The sequence below is a fragment of the Streptomyces amakusaensis genome (assembly GCF_039532665.1).
Taxonomy (GTDB): Bacteria; Actinomycetota; Actinomycetes; order Streptomycetales; family Streptomycetaceae; genus Streptomyces; species Streptomyces amakusaensis.
Genome location: NZ_BAAASB010000006.1, coordinates 204991 through 225861 on the forward strand (window position 1 = coordinate 204991; position 20871 = coordinate 225861).

Annotated in this window: 16 protein-coding genes; 10 read left to right on the forward strand and 6 right to left on the reverse strand. The window is 72.2% G+C overall.

What is annotated here, in order from left to right; genetic code table 11:
- Window positions 1–73 precede the first annotated feature (73 nt).
- A complete protein-coding gene (locus ABD371_RS13035; protein ID WP_344476169.1) occupies window positions 74–1147 on the forward strand; it encodes an AI-2E family transporter in 1074 nt (357 codons plus the stop codon).
- 135 nt (window positions 1148–1282) lie between these two features.
- On the opposite strand, the gene ABD371_RS13040 is transcribed toward ABD371_RS13035, so the two are convergent.
- On the reverse strand, window positions 1283–3382 hold the full coding sequence (locus ABD371_RS13040) for an ATP-binding SpoIIE family protein phosphatase (RefSeq protein ID WP_344476172.1): 2100 nt from the start codon (window positions 3380–3382) through the stop codon (window positions 1283–1285).
- A gap of 157 nt (window positions 3383–3539) precedes the next feature.
- On the opposite strand from ABD371_RS13040, the gene aspS reads away from it, so the two are divergent.
- From aspS to ABD371_RS13060, 4 genes are all read left to right on the forward strand, one after another.
- Window positions 3540–5321 (forward strand): aspartate--tRNA ligase, encoded by a 1782-nt coding sequence (gene aspS / locus ABD371_RS13045; RefSeq protein WP_344476174.1) that lies wholly within the window; start codon window positions 3540–3542, stop codon window positions 5319–5321.
- Between the two features lie 136 nt (window positions 5322–5457).
- Window positions 5458–5985: a SigE family RNA polymerase sigma factor gene (locus tag ABD371_RS13050; RefSeq protein ID WP_344476177.1), complete on the forward strand. Its 528-nt coding sequence runs from the start codon at window positions 5458–5460 to the stop codon at window positions 5983–5985.
- Window positions 5969–6805, forward strand: coding sequence for a hypothetical protein (locus ABD371_RS13055; RefSeq protein ID WP_344476179.1), 837 nt, complete (start codon window positions 5969–5971; stop codon window positions 6803–6805). Before ABD371_RS13050 ends, ABD371_RS13055 begins: the two co-directional genes overlap by 17 nt.
- A gap of 11 nt (window positions 6806–6816) precedes the next feature.
- Window positions 6817–7635 (forward strand): L,D-transpeptidase family protein, encoded by an 819-nt coding sequence (locus ABD371_RS13060; RefSeq protein ID WP_344476181.1) that lies wholly within the window; start codon window positions 6817–6819, stop codon window positions 7633–7635.
- A 94-nt stretch (window positions 7636–7729) separates the two neighbouring features.
- Here ABD371_RS13060 and metG read toward each other — a convergent pair whose 3' ends face one another.
- Window positions 7730–9349, reverse strand: a complete 1620-nt coding sequence (gene metG / locus ABD371_RS13065; protein WP_344476183.1) for a methionine--tRNA ligase — start codon at window positions 9347–9349, stop codon at window positions 7730–7732.
- Between the two features lie 133 nt (window positions 9350–9482).
- Between metG and ABD371_RS13070 the strand changes: the two genes are divergently transcribed.
- Window positions 9483–10136 carry a response regulator transcription factor gene (locus ABD371_RS13070; RefSeq protein WP_344476185.1) on the forward strand — a complete coding sequence of 218 codons (654 nt, stop codon included), beginning with the start codon at window positions 9483–9485 and terminating at the stop codon, window positions 10134–10136.
- On the forward strand, window positions 10133–11284 hold the full coding sequence (locus ABD371_RS13075; RefSeq protein WP_381733698.1) for a sensor histidine kinase: 1152 nt from the start codon (window positions 10133–10135) through the stop codon (window positions 11282–11284). Before ABD371_RS13070 ends, ABD371_RS13075 begins: the two co-directional genes overlap by 4 nt.
- 11 nt (window positions 11285–11295) lie before the next feature.
- On the opposite strand, the gene ABD371_RS13080 is transcribed toward ABD371_RS13075, so the two are convergent.
- On the reverse strand, window positions 11296–12546 hold the full coding sequence (locus tag ABD371_RS13080; protein WP_344476187.1) for a VWA domain-containing protein: 1251 nt from the start codon (window positions 12544–12546) through the stop codon (window positions 11296–11298).
- Window positions 12547–12834: 288 nt separating this feature from the next.
- Between ABD371_RS13080 and ABD371_RS13085 the strand changes: the two genes are divergently transcribed.
- A complete protein-coding gene (locus tag ABD371_RS13085) occupies window positions 12835–14913 on the forward strand; it encodes a PhoX family protein (protein ID WP_344476189.1) in 2079 nt (692 codons plus the stop codon).
- A gap of 119 nt (window positions 14914–15032) precedes the next feature.
- On the forward strand, window positions 15033–15422 hold the full coding sequence (locus tag ABD371_RS13090) for an RNA-binding S4 domain-containing protein (protein ID WP_344476190.1): 390 nt from the start codon (window positions 15033–15035) through the stop codon (window positions 15420–15422).
- Between the two features lie 11 nt (window positions 15423–15433).
- Here ABD371_RS13090 and ABD371_RS13095 read toward each other — a convergent pair whose 3' ends face one another.
- Complete coding sequence (locus ABD371_RS13095; RefSeq protein ID WP_344476192.1) at window positions 15434–15970, reverse strand: DUF2690 domain-containing protein; 537 nt, start codon at window positions 15968–15970, stop codon at window positions 15434–15436.
- Window positions 15971–16514: 544 nt separating this feature from the next.
- Between ABD371_RS13095 and ABD371_RS13100 the strand changes: the two genes are divergently transcribed.
- Window positions 16515–17690, forward strand: coding sequence for an RCC1 domain-containing protein (locus tag ABD371_RS13100; protein ID WP_344476194.1), 1176 nt, complete (start codon window positions 16515–16517; stop codon window positions 17688–17690).
- A 52-nt stretch (window positions 17691–17742) separates the two neighbouring features.
- Here the strand turns inward: ABD371_RS13100 and ABD371_RS13105 are convergent, their stop codons facing one another.
- Both ABD371_RS13105 and ABD371_RS13110 read right to left on the reverse strand, forming a co-directional pair.
- Complete coding sequence (locus ABD371_RS13105) at window positions 17743–19695, reverse strand: FUSC family protein (protein ID WP_344476196.1); 1953 nt, start codon at window positions 19693–19695, stop codon at window positions 17743–17745.
- Window positions 19696–19787: 92 nt separating this feature from the next.
- Window positions 19788–20852, reverse strand: coding sequence for an endonuclease/exonuclease/phosphatase family protein (locus tag ABD371_RS13110; RefSeq protein WP_344476198.1), 1065 nt, complete (start codon window positions 20850–20852; stop codon window positions 19788–19790).
- Window positions 20853–20871: the final 19 nt, after the last annotated feature.

Sequence of the window (20871 nt, forward strand, 5' to 3'; positions counted from 1 at the left end):
CCGCCGGGCCCTCTCTCACCCGGCCGGGCGCGCGTGACGGGTCGCCCGGCCGGGACCGTGGTCGGCTGGGGGAGTGCTGACCCTTCTCCCGGATCCCGTACGGCGTCTCGCGGCCTGGTGCGTCGTCATCCTGCTGGTGGCCGGGGTCGGCGCCGCCGCGATCTGGGTCCTCGGCACCTTCCGGATCGCCGTCACCCCGGTGCTGCTCGCCATCCTCGGCACCGCCCTGCTCGGGCCGCTGTACCGCAGGCTCGTGAAGATGGGCGTACAGCGCTCGCTCGCGGCGGCCCTGACCTGCGTCGCCGTCCTGGTGATCGTCGGCGGGGCGATGTACATCGTCGTCGCCGCCCTCGTCGACAGCGGCGATCAGATCGTCGCCTCGCTGAAGCAGGCAGCCGAGGGGCTCGCCAAGCACCTCGGCGCGTCCGGGACCTCGCTCGGCGATCTCGCGGGCAACGCCAGAAACCTGCTGGAGAGGTTCGGCAGCACCGCCGCGTCCGGGGTGCTCACCGGACTGGGCCTGGTGGGCGAGGCGATCGCCACCGCCGTACTGGCACTCCTGCTGATCTTCTTCTTCCTCCGTGACTCCGAGCGGGCCTCCGACCTGGCCCAGGCCATCGCCCCCGGCCCCGCCGGAGAGGCGGTCGAGGCCATGGGCCGGCGCGCCTTCGAGGCCGTCGAGGGCTTTATGCGCGGCACCACCTTCATCGCGCTCATCGACGCCCTCTGCATCACCGTCGGCCTGCTGATCCTCCGCGTCCCCGGGGCCGTCGGCCTGGGCGCGCTGGTCTTCGTCGGGGCCTACATCCCCTATCTCGGGGCCTTCATCTCCGGCGCGGTGGCGGTACTGGTCGCGCTCGCCGACCGGGGGTGGGTGATCGCGCTGTGGGCGCTGGGGGTGGTGCTGGCGGTGCAGGTGCTGGAGGGGCATGTGCTGCAACCGATGATCCAGAGCCGGACGGTGCAGATGCATCCGGCGGTGGTGATGCTGGCGATCACGGCGGGGGCGGGGGTGGCGGGGATTCTGGGGATGCTGCTGGCGGTGCCGGTGGTGGCGGCGGCGTTCGGGGTGATCGGGGAGTTGAGGGGGAGGTATTCCAGAGGTGCGAGGGGTGCGGGTGGTACTCGGGGTGCGGGTGGTCCGTAGAGCGTCGGGCCCTGCTCGGGGGCTCCGCCCCCGAGCCCCCGCGCCTCAAACGCCGGCGAGGCTCAAATTAGGCACCCGTTCGCTGAATACCCAGGCAGCAGGGCTGAAACTGGGTACCCCAGCGGGTTGATTTGCTCAGCCGTCCGCGTCGGAGTCGGGTTTGTTGGACTCGTGGAGGAGGAACCAGATGGATTTGCCTTCGCCGCGGGGGTCGACGCCCCAGGAGTCGGCGAGCATTTCCATGAGCATGAGGCCGCGGCCGGAGGAGGCCATTTCGCCGGGGCGGCGCTTGTGGGGGAGGTCGTCGCTGGAGTCGGTGACCTCGACGCGGAGGCGGCGGGGGCTGGTGGCGCCCTGGCAGGTGACCTCGGCGGCGAGGAGGGCGTGGCCGTCGGTGTGGACGAGGACGTTGGTGACCATTTCGGAGACCATGAGGACGGCGGAGTCGACCTGCTCGGGGTCGGCCCAGTCGTGCAGCAGCTCCCGGACCTGGTTCCGGGCGGAGGAGATCCGCTCGGGTTCCGCCTGGGCGACGGTGATGGCCGTGCGCCGGGGGGTCTCGCGGGTGGGGGTGTCGTCGCGGCAGAGCAGCAGGAGGGCGACGTCGTCCTCGCGCCGGTCGGCCAGCGGGCCGATGGTGTAGTGGGAGACGGGCCCGTGGACGGCCTGGACGAGGGAGTCGGCCAGCTCTTCGAGGGAGCCCTGCTCGGCGTGGCCCTCCAGGACCTCGCGCAGCCGGGCCCATCCGGTGTCCAGGTCGTGGCCGCCGGTCTCCAGGAGGCCGTCGGTGCAGAGCATCATCGTCTCGCCGGGCTCCAGGGTCAGCCGGGTCGTCGGATAGTCGGAGTCCGGGTCGATGCCGAGCGGCAGCCCGCCCTCGGTGGGGCGCATCAGGACCGTGCCGTCGGCGGTGCGCACGGCGGGCTCGGGGTGGCCGGCGCGGGCGATCTCGACGCCGCCGTTCGCGGGGTCGACCTCCAGATAGAGGCAGGTGGCGAAGCGGGAGCCGGAGCGGTCGGCCTGCTCGTGGGTGTCGGTGATGCCGTGGAGGAAGCGGGAGGCGCGGGAGAGGACCGCGTCGGGGCGGTGGCCCTCGGAGGCGTAGGCGCGCAGGGCGATGCGCAGCTGGCCCATCAGGCCTGCGGCCCGTACGTCATGGCCCTGGACGTCGCCGATGACCAGGGCGATCCGTCCGGAGGGCAGCGGGATCATGTCGTACCAGTCGCCGCCGACCTGGAGTCCGCCGCCGGTCGGCACATAGCGCGCCGCGACCGTCATGCCCGGGATCGCGGGCCCCAGGACCGGCATCATCGACCGCTGGAGCCCCAGGGACAGCTCCCGCTCCGACTCGGCGACCCCGGCCCGGGTGAGGGCCTGGGCCAGCATCCGGGCGACCGTCGTCAGCACCGACCGCTCGTCGGGGGTGAAGGCCACCGGATGCCGGAAAGCCGCCATCCACGCGCCCATGGTGCGCCCGGCGACGATCAGCGGGAGATAGGCCCAGGACTGCCGGCCCAGCCGCTGGGCCAGCGGCCAGCTGGTCGGATAGCGCCGGTTGTACTCCTCGGGGCTCGGCAGATACACGGCCCGCCCGCCGCGCACCACCTCGGCCGCCGGATGGTCGGTGTCCAGGCGCATGTCGCTGAAGGGGTCGTCGCCCGCGCTCTGGTGCCCGTGGTGACCGATGATCGTCAGCCGTTCGCCGGCCGAGCCGAAGACCGCGAGCCCGTCCGGAGAGAAACCGGGCATGGAGAGCGAGGCCGCCACCCGCAGCACCTCGGCGGTGGAGCGGGCCTCGGCCAGCGCCCGCCCCGCGTCCAGCAGGAACGCCTCGCGCGAGCGCCGCCAGTCACCGGTGATCGGGGTGCGCGCCGCCGTCCCCTCGGTGGGCTCGGCGACCTGCTGGAGCATCCCGTCCAGCAGATAGGCCCCGTTGAAGAGGACCGGCTTGGAGCGGCTCCGTACGGTACGGAGCACCCGGCCCTCGTCGTCGACGACCCGCAGCCGGCCCTCCGCGAGGGTCCCCTCGGCGATCGCCAGCGAGACGACCCCGTTGATCTCGTTCCAGTCGACGGGGTGGAAGCGCGCGCGGACGACGGACTCGGGGAAGGTGCGGCCCTCGGGCGGCAGTTCGAGCAGTCGGGCGGCCTCGGAGTCGAGGGTGACGATCCCCGCCGCGTTGTCCCATCTCCACAGGCCGGTCGCGATGGCGGACAGGACTTCCTCGGTGCGCATTGCCTCACTTTATTCCGATCCGTGTCCCCCGGACGCCCAGGGACCACTACCGGGGGACAAACAGTGGCGTGTCTATGCCAATGAGGTTTAGGAGGTCCGGGCGGTAACCTTGATGGGCCCGCCCCATCCCAAAATCACCAAGACTGGATGAACGACGATGCATCGGTACAGGTCACACACGTGCGGCGAGCTCCGCGCCTCTGACGTCTCCACCGACGTCCGGCTGAGCGGCTGGCTGCACAATCGCCGAGACCTGGGCGGCATCCTCTTCATCGATCTGCGCGACCACTACGGCATCACCCAGCTGGTGGCCCGCCCGGGCACCGCCGCCAACGAGGCGCTGAGCCACCTCACCAAGGAGACCGTCGTCCGTATCGACGGCACGGTCGTCAGCCGGGGCGCGGACAACGTCAACCCCGAGCTGCCCACCGGCGAGATCGAGATCGAGGTCTCCGCCGTCGAGGTGCTGGGCGCGGCCGCCCAGATCCCGTTCACCATCAACGCCGACGACGGCGTCAACGAGGAGCGGCGCCTGGAGTACCGCTTCCTCGACCTGCGCCGTGAGCGCATGCACCGCAACATCATGCTGCGCAGCGCCGTCATCTCCGCCATCCGGCACAAGATGACCACCCTCGGCTTCAACGAGATGGCGACCCCGATCCTGGCCGCGACCTCCCCCGAGGGCGCGCGCGACTTCGTGGTCCCCTCGCGGCTCAACCCGGGCAAGTTCTACGCGCTGCCGCAGGCCCCGCAGCAGTTCAAGCAGCTGCTGATGATCTCCGGCTTCGACCGCTACTTCCAGATCGCGCCCTGCTTCCGCGACGAGGACGCCCGCGCCGACCGCTCCCCCGGCGAGTTCTACCAGCTCGACGTCGAGATGAGCTTCGTCGAGCAGGAGGACGTCTTCCAGCCGATCGAGAAGCTCATGACCGAGCTGTTCGAGGAGTTCGGCGGCGGCCGGCCGGTCACCTCGCCCTTCCCGCGCATCCCGTTCCGCGAGTCGATGCTGAAGTACGGCAGCGACAAGCCGGACCTCCGCGCCGAGCTGGAGCTGGTCGACATCACCGATGTCTTCGAGGGCTCCGAGTTCAAGGCCTTCGCCGGGAAGCACGTCCGCGCCCTGCCGGTGCCGGACGTCGCCGCCCAGCCCCGCAAGTTCTTCGACGGTCTCGGCGACTTCGCCGTCTCGCTCGGCGCGAAGGGCCTGGCCTGGGTGCGCGTCGCCGAGGACGGCTCGCTCTCCGGCCCGATCGCCAAGTTCCTCACCGCCGAGAACGTCGCCGTCCTCACCGAGCGGCTGGGCCTCGCCGCCGGTCACGCCGTCTTCTTCGGCGCGGGCGACTACGAAGAGGTCTCCAAGATCATGGGCGGCGTCCGGGTCGAGGCCGCCAAGCGCGCCGGGCACTTCGTCGAGAACGAGTTCCGCTTCTGCTGGATCGTCGACTTCCCGATGTACGAGCGCGACGAGGAGACCGGGAAGATCGACTTCTCCCACAACCCGTTCTCCATGCCGCAGGGCGGCATGAAGGACCTGGAGGAGAAGGACCCGCTCTCCATCCTGGCCTGGCAGTACGACATCGTCTGCAACGGCTTCGAGCTGTCCTCCGGCGCGATCCGGAACCACGAGCCCGAGATCATGCTCCGCGCCTTCGAGATCGCCGGCTACACCCGCGAGACCGTCGAGCAGGAGTTCGCGGGCATGCTCCGCGCCTTCCGCCTCGGCGCTCCCCCGCACGGCGGCATCGCCCCGGGCGTCGACCGCATCGTGATGCTCCTCGCCGGTGAGCCCAACATCCGCGAGACCATCGCCTTCCCGCTCAACGGCAACGCGCAGGACCTGATGATGGGCGCGCCGTCCGAGCTGGACGAGTCGCGGCTGCGCGAGCTGAACATCCAGCTCCGCAAGCCGGTCGCCAAGCCGGCCGCCGCCGCCGAGTAGCACCCCGGCTCCCGCACCGACCAGGGCCCGGTACGCCTCGCGTACCGGGCCCTGTCCCGTACCCGGGGCAACCGGAACCGGCCCCTGGGGCGTTCCACAGACGTGGACGACGGAAATCGAGGACGGGATCGGCGTGATGGGCTCCGGGGGAGACGCGAGCGATTTTGAAGCGTTTGTGGGGGCACGGGGGCCACGGCTGCTGAGAGTGGCCTGGCTGCTCACCGGCGACGCCCACCTCGCGGAGGATCTGCTCCAGACCGTACTGGCGAAGGTCTGGCCCAAGTGGCGCAAGATCTCCGGCGACCATCCGGAGGCGTACATCCGCAAGGCTCTGGTGCACACCCATGCCTCCTGGTGGCGCAGGCGCTGGCGGGGCGAGCTGCCGCACGGCGAGCTTCCCGACACGGTCGTCTCCTGGGACGCGTACGCCTGTGTCGACCTGGAGCAGTCGCTCGCCGCCGCCGTCCGGGCCCTTCCGGTCCGGCAGCGCGCGGTGGTGGTGCTCCGCTTCTTCGAGGATCTGAGCGTCGAGGAGACCGCGGCCACCCTCGGCTGTGCGCCCGGCACCGTCAAGAGCCAGTCGTCCAAGGCCCTGCGGACCCTGCGGGAGCTGCTTCCGGAACACGCCGGACACGGGGGTGATCTCCATGCGAAGGCCTGCTGAGCACAGGGAACACGGCGAGGACGAGCTGCGCGTCCTGCTGGAACGGGCCACGCCCGAACTCGCGGCGCCGGAGGGACGGCTGCGCCAGGTGCGGGAGCGGGTGGCCCGCCGCAGACGCCGCAGGGCGGGGGCCGCGGTGCTCGTCGCGTCCGCGCTGGCGGTCGCCGGGACGGTGCTGCCGACCGCGCTGCGCGACGCCGGTGTCCGGCCGGTGCGGCCCGCCGCCTCGGAACCCGCCCCCGGGCCCTCGTACAGACAGGCGGAGCCGCCCGTCCAGTGGGGCGAGGAGAAGGTGCGCTCCGTGCGCTTCCCGCTGCTGGCGGGCGCGACGATCGATCTTCCCGAGTCCTGGCGGGCGCTGACCGTGCCCGCCGCCGGTGGGCCCGCGGCGGCGGTCGGGTACGCGGGGACGGTGCCCCTGACCGGGCTGGCGGACTCCTGCGAGCCGGAGACCGACACCGACTGCGCGTCCTTGAGGAAGCTGGGACGCGAGGACGTGCTGATCCGGCTGACCGACGGCACGAGCGGGGGCCCGGACCGGGCGAAGAGCGGGAACGGCCCGGAGCCGCCCCGGCGGACGGACAGCTTCTGCCGGCGGGTCGGCGGCGATCTCTCGTACACGACCGAGGCGCTGGACGAGGGGACGAACTACGACCTGAGGACCGACTTCGACATCTGTGTCCATGTGAACGCCTCCGAGGAGACGAGGGCGACGGTCCAGCGGATCGTCAACAGCACCCGGTTCCGGGAGATGACCGCACCCACCGCGCCCCTGTACGAGGCCGTGGACAAGTCGCGGGCCTCCAGCGCCCCGCAGTGAAGGACACCCCGATGACCTCCCGTATCCGCAGGTCCGCCGCGCTCCCGGCCGCCGGGCTCGCCCTCGCGGCGCTGCTCACCGGCTGCGGCGCACCCGCCGCCACCGCCCCGCCCGACGACGCGAAGCGCCCGGCGGAACCCGTCTCCTCCTCCCCTTCCCTCTCGGCCTCGGTGCGGACGCAGGAGGCGCGGCGCGAGGCGCGCCGGGAGCTGCCCGGGATCGGGCCCCGGACCCTGGCCGGGATCGACGGCCGGACCCGGCAGGTCCTCGTGGTGAGCGGCGGGGGAGCCGACGCCAACCGCGCCACGGCCGCCCTCTACGAGCGCGGACCGGAGCGCGGACCGGAGAGCGGGCAGGAGAGCGGTCCGGAGAGCGGCTGGCGGCGGGCCGCCGGGCCCTGGCCCGCCCGCAACGGGCTGAAGGGCTGGACCGAGGACCATCGCCTGGGCGATCTGCGCACACCGATCGGGGTGTACGGGCTCACCGACGCGGGCGGGCTGCTGCCCGACCCGGGCACCGAGCTGCCGTACGACCGGCGGCCGGAGTTCACCGCCCGGGGGACCAACTTCGACGGGAAGCCCCTGGACGGCGCGTTCGACCATGTGGTGGCGGTCAACTACAACCGGAAGCCCGGCCTCACCCCGCTGGACTGGACGCGCCCGCTCGGCGAGGCGAAGGGCGGCGGCATCTGGATCCATGTCGACCACGGCGGTGCGACACAGGGCTGTGTCGGCCTCGCCAGACCCCGGGTCGCGGAGCTGCTGAAGCTGCTGGATCCGAAGGCGCGGCCGGTGGTGGTGATGGGGCCGGAGAAGTCGCTGGCCCGCTGAGAGCGCCTTCGCCGGCGGCGTACGAACGAGACAGGAGGACCGCCGCCCCTTCCCTCGGGGCGGCGGTCCTCCTCGTGCGGTGAACCGCGTACGGCTACTGGTCCTTCTTCGGGTCCTCCAGACGCGGGAAGAGCACCGCGCCCTTGGTGACCGTCGAGCCCGCGGGCAGCAGACCCCAGGCGCCGGCGTCCTGGACGCGCTGCTCACCGAGCGCGCCGAGAGCGGCCTCCGCGCCCAGCGAGTCCCACAGCGCCTGCGAGGTCTCGGGCATCACGGAGTTCAGCAGCACCGCGACGCCCCGCAGGGACTCGGCGGCCGTGTAGAGGATCGTCGCCAGCCGGGCCCGACCCTCGGGAGAGTCGTCCTTGGCGACCTTCCACGGCTCCTGCTCGGTCAGATAGCCGTTGACCTGCTTCACGAAGTCGAAGATCGCCAGGATGCCGCCCTGGAAGTCCAGCTCGTCGCCGATCTTCGCGTCCGCCGTGGCCGCGGCCCGCGCCAGCCCCTCCTGGACCGCCGTCTCGGCGTCACCGGCGGCGGTCGCGGCCGGCAGCGCGCCGCCGAAGTACTTGCCGACCATCGCGGCGACCCGGGACGCCAGGTTGCCGTAGTCGTTCGCCAGCTCGCTCGTGTAGCGGGCGGTGAAGTCCTCCCACGAGAAGGAGCCGTCCTGGCCGAAGGCGATGGCGCGCAGGAAGTACCAGCGGTAGGCGTCGACGCCGAAGTGCGAGGTCAGATCCTGCGGCTTGATGCCGGTCAGATTCGACTTCGACATCTTCTCGCCGCCGACCATCAGCCAGCCGTTGGCCGCCACGCGCCCCGGCACCGGCAGCCCGTTCGCCATCAGCATCGCCGGCCAGATGATCGCGTGGAAACGGAGAATGTCCTTGCCGACCAGATGCACATTGGCGGGGAAGGTCTCGGCGAACTTCGCCGGGTTCTCGTTGTAGCCGACCGCGGTGGCGTAATTGAGCAGCGCGTCGATCCACACGTAGATCACGTGCTTCTCGTCCCACGGGACCTTCACACCCCAGTCGAAGGTGGACCGGGAGATCGACAGGTCCTGAAGGCCCTGCTTGACGAAGTTCACGACCTCGTTGCGGGCGGACTCGGGCTGGATGAAGCCGGGGTCGGCCTCGTACAGCTCCAGCAGCTTCGGTCCGTACTCGCTCAGCTTGAAGAAGTAGTTCTCCTCCTTGAGGAGTTCCACCGGCTTCTTGTGAATGGGGCAGAGCTTCTCGCCCGCGTACTCGCCCTCGCCGTCGACCAGATCGCCGGGGAGCTTGTACTCCTCACAGCCCACGCAGTACGGGCCCTCGTATCCGCCCTTGTAGATCTCGCCCTTGTCGTAGAGATCCTGGACGAATTCCTTCACCCGGTCCGTGTGCCGCTTCTCGGTGGTGCGGATGAAATCGTCGTTCGCGATGTTGAGATGCTCCCAGAGGGGCTTCCACGCCTCTTCCACGAGCTTGTCGCACCACTCCTGAGGAGTGACCCCATTCGCCTCGGCAGTGCGCATGATCTTCTGACCGTGCTCGTCCGTGCCGGTGAGGTACCACACCTTCTCGCCGCGCTGACGGTGCCAGCGGGTGAGCACGTCGCCTGCGACGGTCGTGTAGGCGTGGCCCAGGTGAGGAGCGTCGTTGACGTAGTAAATGGGGGTCGAGACGTAGTACGCCGCCGCCCCCTGCTTCTCGGATCCAGTGGCCGCCATGTCGAAATCCTACTGGCCCGGCGATGCCCTTCTCACCGCGATAATCCCGCGCGGGCACCGGGGGGCGGAGACATCGGCGAAACACCCCGTGGCGTATCTCTTGCGGGTGGATCGGGCACGAGGAGAGAACGACATGCGGGTACTGGTCGCCGAGGATGAACAGGTTCTGGCCGAGCTGGTCGCCACCGGGCTGCGGCGGGCGGGATTCGCCGTGGACACGGTCTACAGCGGGGACGAGGCACTCGCCCGTCTGGGGCTGTACGACTACGACGTGGTCGTCCTCGACCGCGATCTGCCCCGGCTCCACGGCGACGAGGTGGCCCGCGCGCTGGTCGCCGCCGCCGCCCGCACCAGGATTCTGATGCTGACCGCCTCCGCCGCCCCGGAGGACCGGGTCGAGGGGCTCGACCTGGGGGCCGACGACTATCTGGGCAAGCCCTTCGACTTCCCCGAGCTGGTCTCCCGGGTCCGGGCGCTGCGGCGGCGCAGCGCCCGCCCGGTGCCGCCGCTGCTGGAGCGGCACGGGGTCCGGCTCGACAGTGTGCGCAGACGCGCCGAGCGGGACGGGCGGGAGCTCGATCTGTCGCCCAAGGAGTTCTCCGTACTCCAGATCCTGCTGGAGTCCGACGGTGCGACCGTCTCCGCCGAGGAGCTGCTGGAGCGGGCCTGGGACGCGCACACCGACCCCTTCACCGGCGCGGTACGCGTCTGCATGAGCAAGCTGCGCGGAAAACTCGGGGAACCCGGGCTGATCCGTACCGTCCAGGGCGTGGGGTACGCGCTGTGAGCGCCGCGCCCGCCCCCGCGACACGGGTGGCGCACAGGGGGCCCGGCCGGCTGGGGCCCGGTTCCACGATCCGGACCAGGATCGCCCTGGTGTTCGGGGCGGTCTTCCTGGTGCTGGGCGCGGTGCTGCTCGCCGTGGTCTATCTGCTCTCCACCGAGGGCACGCGGTCGGAGGCGGAGGCGATCGCCCGGCGGGCGCTCCCGGCGGGCGGGGAGGGAGCGTCCCTGGAGCAGATCAGCGCGTTCCAGCTCACCGGGACCGTCAGCGAGGCCGCCGCCGCGCAGCTGCTCTTCTGGTCCTTCACCGCGCTGCTGATCACGGCGCTCTGCGCGGTGGTGGTGGGCTGGTGGACGGCCGGCCGGCTGCTGCGGCCCGTGCACGCCATGACGGCGAAGGCCCGGAAGCTCTCCGAGCGGACGCTGCACGAGCGGATCGGGGCGAGCGGCCCCGACGACGAGCTGAAAGAGCTGGGGGACACCCTGGACGCGCTGCTCGCGCGGCTGGAGACGGCCTTCGACAGCCAGCGGCGGTTCATCGCCAATGCCTCGCACGAGCTGCGCACCCCGCTGGCCACCCAGCGCACCGCGATCCAGGTGGGGCTGGCCTCGGGCAACCCCGAGGAGACCGCCGCCACCAGGGAGATCCTGCTGGAGAGCAACCGCCGCAGCGAGCGGCTGATCGACGGCCTGCTGCTGCTGGCGCACGGGGAGCGCGGGCTGTCCGAGCGGGACGACGTCGACCTCGGGGAGGCCGCGGTCGAGGAGTCCCGCAGACAGGGGGTGACGGCCGAGGCGGCCGGACCGGCCGTTGTGCGCGGGAACCGGACGCTGCTGGACCGGATGGTCGGCAATCTGGTCGCCAACGCGGTGGCGTACAACGTGCCCGGCGGGACGGTGTCGGTACGGGTCGAGGGCGGGACGCTGACGGTGGAGAACAGCGGGCCGGTGATCCCCGCGGAGGAGATCCCGGCGCTCTTCGAGCCCTTCCGGCGGGGTGAGGGGCGGGACCGGATGGGGCCCGGGGCGGGCCTCGGGCTGTCGATCGTCCGCTCGATCGCCCGTGCCCACGACGGCGAGGTGACGGCCGGGCCCGGCCCCGAGGGGGGCCTGACCGTCACCGTGTCGCTGCCCGTCGTTCCCGCGCTCTAGGACACCGCGGGTCAGGGACGCCAGGCCTGGAGGATCCCGTCGTACAGCGCCTCGTCGGCGAGCGCGCCGGGGGTGGGGCCCGCGTGGAAGAAGGCCGCGTTCTCGGCGGTGAGCCTGCGCAGGTAGTCGAACCCCTTCGCGTCCTCCTCGCCGAACGCGACGAACTGCCAGAACACCTTCGGGGCGGTCGTGGCCGCCGCCGCCAGCGCGGCGGTCGCGGCGGTCTTCGACTCGGGCGCGCCGTCGGTCTGGAAGACGACCAGCGCGGGCGCGCGGGGAGCGGCCTTGACGTGGAGGGCGAGGACCGCGTCGACGGCGAGATGGTAGTTGGTGCGCCCCATCCGCCCGAGCGAGCCGTGCAGTTCGTCGATCCTGCCCTCGTACGCCTCGGCGGTCAGCTCGCCGGTCCCGTCGACCTCGGTCGAGAAGAACACCACCTTGACCGAGGGATCGTCCTGGAACTGCGCGGCGAGCGCGAGCGTCTGCTCGCCGAGGCGCTGGGCGCTGCCGTCCTTGTAGTACGGGCGCATCGAGCCGGACCGGTCCAGCACCAGATACACCCGCGTCCGCGACCGGCCGCTCTTGACCTTGATCCCGGCCCGCCGCACCGCGTCCCGCGCGGCCGCGTGATGCGGGAGGGCGCTCTCGGGCTCGGCCTCGGGCTCCGGCTCCGGCTCGGGCTCCGGCTCGGCCGGTACGGGGGTCTCCTCGGCGGTCGCCACCACCGGGTCCTCAAGGGCCGCGGGGGCCTCGGCGGCCTTGGCGGGCTCGTCGACGACCACCTCGGGTGCCGGTGCGGGCTCCGGCTCGGCCGGTGCGGGGGTCTCCTCGACCGGCTCGGGGGCCTTCTCCGCCGTCACGATCGGTGCGGGCTCCGGCTCCGGCTCCGGCTCCGGGTCCGGCTCGGGCTTCAGCTCCGGTTCCGCCTTCGGTTCCGGTTCCGGTTCCGGCTCTGTGCGGGACTGCGGCGGCACCGCGGCCGTCTGCGGGCGGGCCTGCGGATTGTCGAACGCCGCCGACACCAGGTCCGTCGCCGTCGTCGGCACGGTCGCCGTCGTCGTCGTGGAAGGCGCGGGCGCGGGCTCGGCGGGAGTCTCGGCGGGAGTCTCGGCCGGAGGCGGGACGGTGGCAGCAGCGATGGCGGTGGCGGTGGCCGGTTCCGTGTGTTCGGACTGGGGCGGTACGGAGGATGCGGCCGCCGACTCGCTGGGCTCCGAACGATCGCGGCCGAACATCTTGCGCAGCAGGCTCCGAATGCCCATGTGCGAGGCCTTTCGCATGAGTTGGGTGGAGTATTCTCCGCTTTTGGGCCAGGTTGTCCGTGATATGTCCTGGCCAGGGCGGACACGTAAGGTTAGCCGCCACCCGTCGGCGACCCCTGCGGGGGCGGGCCCCGCGCCCGACGGCCCCAGAACCTCAATCCCCACCGCACTCGCCGGGTTCACCCACCGTTCACTCCGAGTCCCCCGCCGCGCACGGCTCGCCGCCTAACGTCTGGCCCGGAGAGATTCCGACAGACTGTCGGCGCGGTGTGCGCCGGAGGAGGAAAAGTGCGCAGACTGCTGCCGCTCTTGAGCACCAAGCCGCACGCGGGCGGACGTTCGGCGCTGACCTGCCGCTACCGCTGCGGTGACGCCTGCTTCCAGGAGGTCCCGAACACCAGCGGCAATGAGTACGCGGGCGACATCATCGCCGGAGCCCTCTCCCGCCGCTCGATGGTGCGCGCCGCCGCCGTGGTGACCGTCGCGACGGCCGCCGGGACCGCCGCGCTCGCCGGGCCGGACGGCGGCTCCCGGGCACACGCCGCACCGGCCGCCGCCGCGCCCGCCACAGCCGCCACCGCCAGGGGCAAGGGCCGCGCCGACGGAGCGAGGGGCCTGCGGTTCACCCCCGTACCCCCCAATGTGAACGACAGGGTCACCGTCCCCGCCGGGTACGGCCAGAATGTGGTGATCCGCTGGGGCGACCCCATCCTGCGCGGCGCGCCCGCCTTCAACGCGGAGAAGCAGACCGCGAAGGCCCAGGCGGGGCAGTTCGGCTACAACAACGACTTCCTCTCGCTGCTCCCCCTCCCGGGTGAGCGCCGTCGCCAAGTGCTCGTCGCCAACCACGAGTACACCGACGAGATGCTGATGTTCCGGAAGTACGACCCGGAGAATCCGACCCGCGAACAGGTCGAGATCGCCTGGGCCGCCCACGGTCTCTCGGTCGTCGTGGTCCAGGAGGAACGGCCGACGGGCAGGCTCACCCCGGTCAACCGTCACCACCTCAACCGCAGGCTCACCGCGACCAGCCTCTTCGAGGTCACCGGCCCGGCGGCGGGCAGTCCGCTGCTGAGGACCTCCGCCGACAGGACCGGCGTACGGGTGCGCGGGACGCTCAACAACTGCGCGGGCGGCACCACCCCCTGGGGCACCACGCTCCACGGCGAGGAGAACTTCAACCAGTACTTCGCCAATGGCGCGAGCGAGACCGACCGCCGTTACGGCATCGCCGCCGGTCCCTCCGAGCGCAAGTGGGAGCGGTTCGACCGGCGCTTCGACGCGACGCTGGAGCCCCATGAGTCCCACCGTCACGGCTGGGTGGTCGAGCTGGACCCGTACGACCCCGACTTCACGCCCCGCAAGCGCACCGCGCTCGGCCGCTTCAAGCACGAGGCCGCGCAGCCCCGGCTGACCGACGACGGCCGTCCCGTGGTCTACATGGGGGACGACGAACGGTTCGACTACTTCTACAAGTTCGTCTCGTCGAAGCGTATGAAGAAGGGCACGTCACGGGCGGCGCGCGAGCACAACCGCACGCTGCTGGACGAGGGCACGCTGTACGTCGCCAAGCTGAGCGGCGACAGCCCGGAGGCCGTCGACGGCTCGGGCAGGCTCCCGGACGACGGGGAGTTCGACGGCTCCGGCGTCTGGATCCCGCTGGCCACCGGCGATGTCTCGCACGTGCCGGGGATGACGGCGGACGAGGTGTACGTCTTCACCCGGATCGCGGGCGACAAGGTGGGCGCGACCAAGATGGACCGCCCCGAGGACGTCGAGCCCTCGCCGCGCACCGGCCGGGTCTATGTCGCGCTGACCAACAACACCGACCGGGGCAAGCCCGGCAGGCCCGGCGCGGACGAGGCCAATCCGCGCAACCTCAACAAGCACGGCCAGATCCTGGAGCTGGCGGAGAACTGGGACGACCCGGCGGGCGACGGCTTCGCCTGGCGGCTCTTCCTGGTCGCGGGCGATCCGAAGGATCCGTCCACCTACTTCGCGGGCTTCCCCAAGGAGAAGGTCAGCCCCATCTCCTGCCCGGACAATGTGGCGTTCGACCCTTACGGGAATCTGTGGATCTCCACCGACGGCAACAAGCTGGGCTCGCACGACGGGCTCTTCGGAGTGGCCGTCCACGGCGAGCGGCGCGGTGAGCTGAAGCAGTTCCTGACCGTGCCGACGGGGGCCGAGACCTGCGGCCCGGTCATCCAGGAGCGGCGGGTGCTGGTCGCCGTCCAGCACCCCGGCGAGGTGGACGGGGCCTCGGTCGAGAAGCCCGCGAGCAGCTGGCCGGACGGGCCGGGCAGGCTGGTGCGGCCCGCCGTGGTCGCGGTCTGGCGCCGGGACGGCCGGGAGATCGGCGTCTGACCTGGTCGGCTCCGCCCCGCCGGTGCCGGTGCCGGCGGGGCGCCCGTGCCGTGCCGGTGCCGTGCCGGTGCCGGAAATGATTCCGGTGCCGGCGGCGGCGGAGCCGTAGAGTCGGACGCATGGATACCGAAGGGGCAGAAGGGTCCGTACGGGTCGACGCCTGGCTGTGGTCGGTGCGGCTGACCAAGACCCGCTCACAGGCCGCGGCGGCGTGCAAGGCGGGCCATGTCCGGGTCAACGACACCCGGATCAAGCCCGCGCACAACCTGCGCGCGGGCGATCAGGTCCGGCTCTTCCACGCGGGCCGGGAGCGGGTGGTGGTCGTCGTCAAGATCGTCCGCAAGCGGGTGGGCGCGCCGGTGGCCGTCCAGTGCTACATCGACAACAGCCCGCCGCCCCCGCCGAAGGAGTTCGTCGCCCCGGCGGCGGTGCGCGACCGGGGCGCGGGCCGTCCGACGAAGCGCGACCGCCGGGAGCTGGAGCGGCTCCAGCAGCGTACGAACCCGTAGGGCCGTGCGGCTCACTCCCGGCTCGGCGACGAGGAGCCGGGGGTGGCCGGGGCGGTCGGCAGATGCGTGCCGTTCGCCCCGATGCGCAGCTCGTACCCCTTGGGGATCTCCTGCTCCGGATCGCCCTTGACCGCGACCGCTGTCGCCTGTGCGGAGAAGTCCGGCCGGGACACGGGAAGCATCGAGGTGTACTGGGTCTTGCCCCAGTCCACTTCCGCCGCCTGCCGCTGGGCCGGCGAGGTGCTGATCGTGACGGTGTCGCCCGGCTGTGCCCCGGTCAGCTTGGCCCACACGGTCTCGCACCCCGCGTTGTAGCGGATCTCCAGCCGCATCAGGCCGATCCACGCGTCCCGCAGGGTGACGGTCCCCCGGGTGCAGCCGGCCTTCTCCGGATCGAGCCCGCCGCAGCTCTCGCCGTGGCAGTCGGCGACGATGGCGACCGAGGCCGACGGCGAGTCCGCCGGTTTGCCGCTGTCCGGCGGGCCGGGGCTCTCCTTCGCGAGCAGCGCGGAGAGAATCACCGGTACCAGGGCCGCGACGACCGCCACGATCAGCGCCCCGACCAGCGACTCCGGGCCATGCCGCCGAATCCACGACCGTGCGGCCGGGACTCGGCCACTCCGGCCCGCCGCACTGCCGGCCCCTTCAGGGTCCTCTCCGCCATCGCCACTGCCGCTGTTGCTGTCTCGCACGGTGGGGCACCCCCGCTACTCCACGCCCTTACGGAATGTGTCCACGTTATACCTGAGCGTAAGATTCGTGTACGGGGCTTCTCGCCGCCCCGACCGTCGCCTTGACGCGCGCGGGCCGCCGGGGTAAATGCCAACTCATCCCTGGGCGGTGTTCGTTGGGACGGTCCACGGTGCTCCGGCCGTGCTGCGGCGGGTCGCGGAGCGGGCGGCTCCGGTGAAGGCCGCGACGGTCGCGGAGTGTTGGCGTGCTCATGAGACCGGACAGCCGAACCGGTGAAAACGTACCGGCATCCGGCGGAGCGACTCCCCTCGCGGCCCACCCCGGACGGTAGTTGTTGCGCCGTGGGTGACAGGCGTGACCCCGATGGCCGTCTGCGCCACGTGATGGTTGAGGATTGATATGAACGTACGTCCCAACAACGGCCGGGGGCTCGGCGCCCGTGCGCTGGCCGCGCTGCTGGCGCTGCTGGCCGTCCTCGCGACCTGGTCGACGCTGCCCGCCGGCAGTGCCACGGCTCAGGAGGGCCGGCTCAAGGGCTGGGGATCCAATGACAATTACCAGCTCGGCGGCACCCTCGTCACCGCCAAGTACAAGCCGGTGACCATCCCCGGCGCGACGGGCAGCGATATCGACAGCCTGGCCGCCGGGTACTACCACAGCCTCTCACTGCTCTCCAACGGGACGGTGGAGAGCTGGGGCCGCAATGCCGAGGGCCAGCTCGGCATCGGCAGCACGGCCGCCCAGGAGCAGGCTTCCACCGTCACCGGTCTGCGGGGCGTGGTCGCCGTCGCCGCCGGGAACTACCACAGCCTGGCGCTGCTCGCCGACGGCACGGTACGGGCCTGGGGGCGCAACTCCGAGGGCCAGCTCGGGGACAACTCCGCGACTCAGCGGAACACTCCGGTCGCGGTCGCCGGGCTCACCAATGTCGAGGCCATCGCCGCCGGGGCCCTCCACAGCATCGCGGTGCTCGCCGACGGCACGGTCAAGTCCTGGGGCTACAACGCCAACGGCCAGCTCGGCGACGGCTCGGTCGCCAACCGGACCACGCCGGTCACGGTGAGCGGGCTCGCCAATGTGCGCAGTGTGGCGGGCGGCAGCGCGCACAGCCTCGCGCGGCTCGCCGACGGCACGGTCTGGGCCTGGGGCCGTGGTTCCGAGGGCCAGCTCGGGGACAACACCAGCACCCAGCGCCTCACTCCGGTGAAGACGGACGGCATCACCACCGCCCGTGAGATCAGCGCCGGAGTCTATCACAGCGTCGCCCGGCTCGCCGACGGCACCGTGAAGACCTGGGGCTACAACGCCCAGGGGCAGCAGGGCGACGGCACCACCACCAACCGCCCCGCGCCGATCACCCTCGACGGCGCGGCCAACATCCGTGCCGTCTCGGCCGGCGGGTACCACACCCTCGTACTCGACCGGGACGGCAAGGTCAGCGCCGTCGGCTACAACAACAACGGCCAGATCGGCGACGGTACCGCCACCAACCGCACCGCGCTCTTCACTCCGGTGAACAGCCTCAGCAGCGTCTCGGTCATTGCGGCGGGCGGCGAGTTCAGCCTCGCCGGATAGCTCTGCGGCGAGAACCCCCGGCCCGGTCCGCGTGCCGCCGCGCGGGCCGGGCCTATCGGGTCCGGGGCGCGGGGGAGGCGATGGCCCTGGCCGCCGTCACCTCGTGGCGGAGCGGGGCGAGTACGCCGTCCTCGTCGCCCTCCAGGGCCGTACGCACCTCCACCAGGACCTCGCTGGCGCGCAGATTCCCCGCCAGCTCGCGCAGCTCCCGCTCCACCCCGGCCACCTCGCCGGGCGAGGGCGGGCTCGCGCCGTGGGTGACCCTGACCCGGGCAGCCGTGGTCGCGTCCACGATCCGCTCGACCGCGACGACCAGCGGCCACCAGGCCGCCGCCCGCGCTCCCGTCGGCGGCGGCTCGGTCAGCGCGCGCTGGAACTCGGACCGCACCGAGGAGAGTTCGCGGTAGATCCGGCGGCGTCCGCGCACCTGGTCACCCCGGTCCGCCGCCGGGTCGAAGGCGCATCCCACATACCCGGCGATCTCCTCCACCGCCGTGGCCAGCCGGTCGCCGATCCGGGTGTGCCAGCTCTCCGGCCAGAGCAGATATCCCGCGATCAGCGCGATGGCGCAGCCCAGCAGACTGTCCAGCAGCCGGGGCAGCACCAGATCGAAGCCCTCCCGGTTGAGGGTGTCGGAGAGCAGCAGGATCACCGGGGTGATGGCCGCCGTCTGGAAGGCGTATCCCTTGGCGGAGAACCAGGGGATCAGCGCGGCGAGCAGCGCCATCACCGGAATGTCCCACCAGCCGCGCGGCACCGCCGCGAGCACGGGAGCGGCGACCAGCAGCCCGGCCGCCGTGCCCAGGGCGCGCAGGACCGCGCGGGAGAAGACCGAGCCGAAGTCCGGCTTCATGACAAAGGTGACGGTGAGCGCGACCCAGTACGAGCGGGGCACGTCCACCAGCGAGACCAGCGCCTGCGCGAGGCCGATGCAGAGCGCCAGCCGCGTTCCGTACCGCCAGGAGGCCCCCGAGAGCAGCACGGCACGGGCGGTGGTCCGGAAGCGGACGCTCAGCGCCGCCGGACGCCCGAGGGCGTCGTCCCCCTGGTAGGGATCGAGGTCCGGCCGGTGCACCACGGCCGCCGCGTGCCGCAGCGCCGCGTCCACCGCGCGGTCGGCGGGGCCCTCGGGCTCCGGCAGCCCCGACAGATCGACGGGTCCGCCCCGGCCGGGCGCTGCCACCGAGTCCGCCATGGCCCGGACGGCGGCGGCGACGGGCGGGCGGCGGGACGCCCTGCCGTACAGATGCGCCGCAGCCGCCGCCTCCAGCAGCGGGATGAGCACATTGAGCTGGGCCAGCAGCCGCACCAGCGGGCTGCGCCGCCCGTGGTCGCGGGTGCGCAGGGCGAGGATCAGGTCATAGGCGGTGCTGAGGGAGTCGGTGACGGTCTGGCGTCGCTCCGGGTAGTGCGAAGTGCCCGCCGCCGCCAGCAGATCGGCGACATCGCGGTAGGCGGTGGCGACCGCCGTCCGCTCCGGCATCCGGCCGCGCAGCGGCCACCCCAGCAGGGTGAGGAACAGGACGAGAAGCCCGCCGAGGGAGAGCAGCACCGCCGGCATCCACAGCGGCTGAGGCATCGGGAGGCCCGCGCCCACCACGGCGTTGAGCAGGAGCAGCAGCCCGGAGACGGAGGCGACCGCACCGATCGAGGAGATCATTCCGGAGGCCAGCGCCACCAGGGTCAGCACCAGGACCGCGAGCCGGCCCTCCCCGTACACCAGCGTCCCCAGGGTGACTCCGATCGCTCCGAAGAGCTGCGGGACCGCGATGTTGAAGATCCGCATCCGGTACGCGTCGGCGGTGTCGCCGATCACTCCGTTCAGCGCGCCCATCGACACCAGCGCCCCGTAGTCGGGCCGGTCCACGGCGATGCCCACGGCGAGCGGTGCGGAGAGCGCGATTCCGGCGCGGGCGACGGCCGCCCAGGGGACGGGGGCGGAGCGCGGGCGCAGGGTGTTGAGCAGCCACTCGGGTGGGGACAGTCGTCCCGCTCGGGTCTCCATGGTCCTTACACATGCCTCATGGGGGTGCCCGGGGGCAAGCCGCCCCCGCGCGGGGAGCCCGCCCGGTATCCGGTCGGGTCAGGCCCTGACGGTCAGGGCCGGCCGGTGTCGTGCAGCTCCAGGCCGACCAGCAGGGAGCGGTGATCGGTGTCGCCCAGCTCCAGGAAGCGGGCCTCGCTGACCGCGAACTCACGGCTGATCAGCACATGGTCTATCTGCGCGCCCAGCGGTCCGCCCACCATCGTGGGCCAGGACGGGGTACGGGAGGCTCCGCCGAGGTCGGCGCTGTTGCGCAGGCCGCCCGCGTCCAGCAGACGGCGGAAGGCGGCGTGGTCCGGTGTCGCGTTGAAGTCGCCCGCGACGATCGCCGGGCCGCCGTTCTCCGTCTTCGCGGCGTGGGCGCTCATCCGGCCCAGCTCGCTCCGCCACGCGTCGACCCCGCCGGGTATGGGCGGCAGCGGGTGCGCGAGCTGGAGGCGCACCTCCTGGCCCGCTATGCGCGCGACCGCGCCCGGCATCGCGAGGGTGCTCTCGATCCCGGGGGTGTTCCGCAGCGGGTACTTGCTGAGGATCGCCGAGCCCGAGGCCATGGGGCCCTCGACCACATTGCGGTACGGGTAGTCCGCGAGGGGCACCCGCGCGGCGAGCCCGTCCGAGCAGCGGGCCGCGCACTCCTGCACGAAGACCAGATCCGGTCTCTCCCGCCGGATCGCCGTCAGCAGCCCTTCCGTCGCGTTGCCGAACTCGACATTGGAGGTGAGCACCTCGAACCTGGCCGTCACCGGGCCGGGGGGAGTGCCGGCGAGACCGATGTCGTACGGCCGGACGAACCAGCCGGTGACCGCGAGCACCGCCGCCGCCCACACGACGCCGGACCGCCAGCGGGCGAGGACCGCCGCCGCCAGGGCGGCCCCGGCGGGCAGCAGCAGCCACGGCAGGAAGGCGAGCAGCTGGGGAACGGGGGTGATCGCGTCGGTGTCCGCCGCCCGGCAGACCGTGACCGCGGTGGGCACGAGCAGCAGCAGGACCGCGAGCCGTATGAGCCCCCGGCGGCGGCCCGGGCGGCGCGCGGGGGCGTCCGGGCCGGTGTCCTGCCCTGTGCCGGGCTCGGCGGCCGGCTCGGCGGCCGGGGCCGCGGTCGGGATCGCGCTGTCCAAGACTGCCTCCGGGCATGGG

Excerpts from the sequence above, each read along its gene's own strand:
- aspS (WP_344476174.1), top strand. The coding sequence starts at position 3,540 with ATGCATCGGTACAGGTCACACACGTGCGGCGAGCTCCGCGCCTCTGAC.
- ABD371_RS13050 (WP_344476177.1), top strand. The coding sequence starts at position 5,458 with ATGGGCTCCGGGGGAGACGCGAGCGATTTTGAAGCGTTTGTGGGGGCA.
- ABD371_RS13100 (WP_344476194.1), top strand. The coding sequence starts at position 16,515 with ATGAACGTACGTCCCAACAACGGCCGGGGGCTCGGCGCCCGTGCGCTG.
- ABD371_RS13070 (WP_344476185.1), top strand. The coding sequence starts at position 9,483 with ATGCGGGTACTGGTCGCCGAGGATGAACAGGTTCTGGCCGAGCTGGTC.
- ABD371_RS13060 (WP_344476181.1), top strand. The coding sequence starts at position 6,817 with ATGACCTCCCGTATCCGCAGGTCCGCCGCGCTCCCGGCCGCCGGGCTC.
- ABD371_RS13105 (WP_344476196.1), bottom strand. The coding sequence starts at position 19,695 with ATGGAGACCCGAGCGGGACGACTGTCCCCACCCGAGTGGCTGCTCAAC.
- ABD371_RS13040 (WP_344476172.1), bottom strand. The coding sequence starts at position 3,382 with ATGCGCACCGAGGAAGTCCTGTCCGCCATCGCGACCGGCCTGTGGAGA.
- metG (WP_344476183.1), bottom strand. The coding sequence starts at position 9,349 with ATGGCGGCCACTGGATCCGAGAAGCAGGGGGCGGCGGCGTACTACGTC.
- ABD371_RS13080 (WP_344476187.1), bottom strand. The coding sequence starts at position 12,546 with ATGGGCATTCGGAGCCTGCTGCGCAAGATGTTCGGCCGCGATCGTTCG.
- ABD371_RS13055 (WP_344476179.1), top strand. The coding sequence starts at position 5,969 with ATGCGAAGGCCTGCTGAGCACAGGGAACACGGCGAGGACGAGCTGCGC.
- ABD371_RS13090 (WP_344476190.1), top strand. The coding sequence starts at position 15,033 with ATGGATACCGAAGGGGCAGAAGGGTCCGTACGGGTCGACGCCTGGCTG.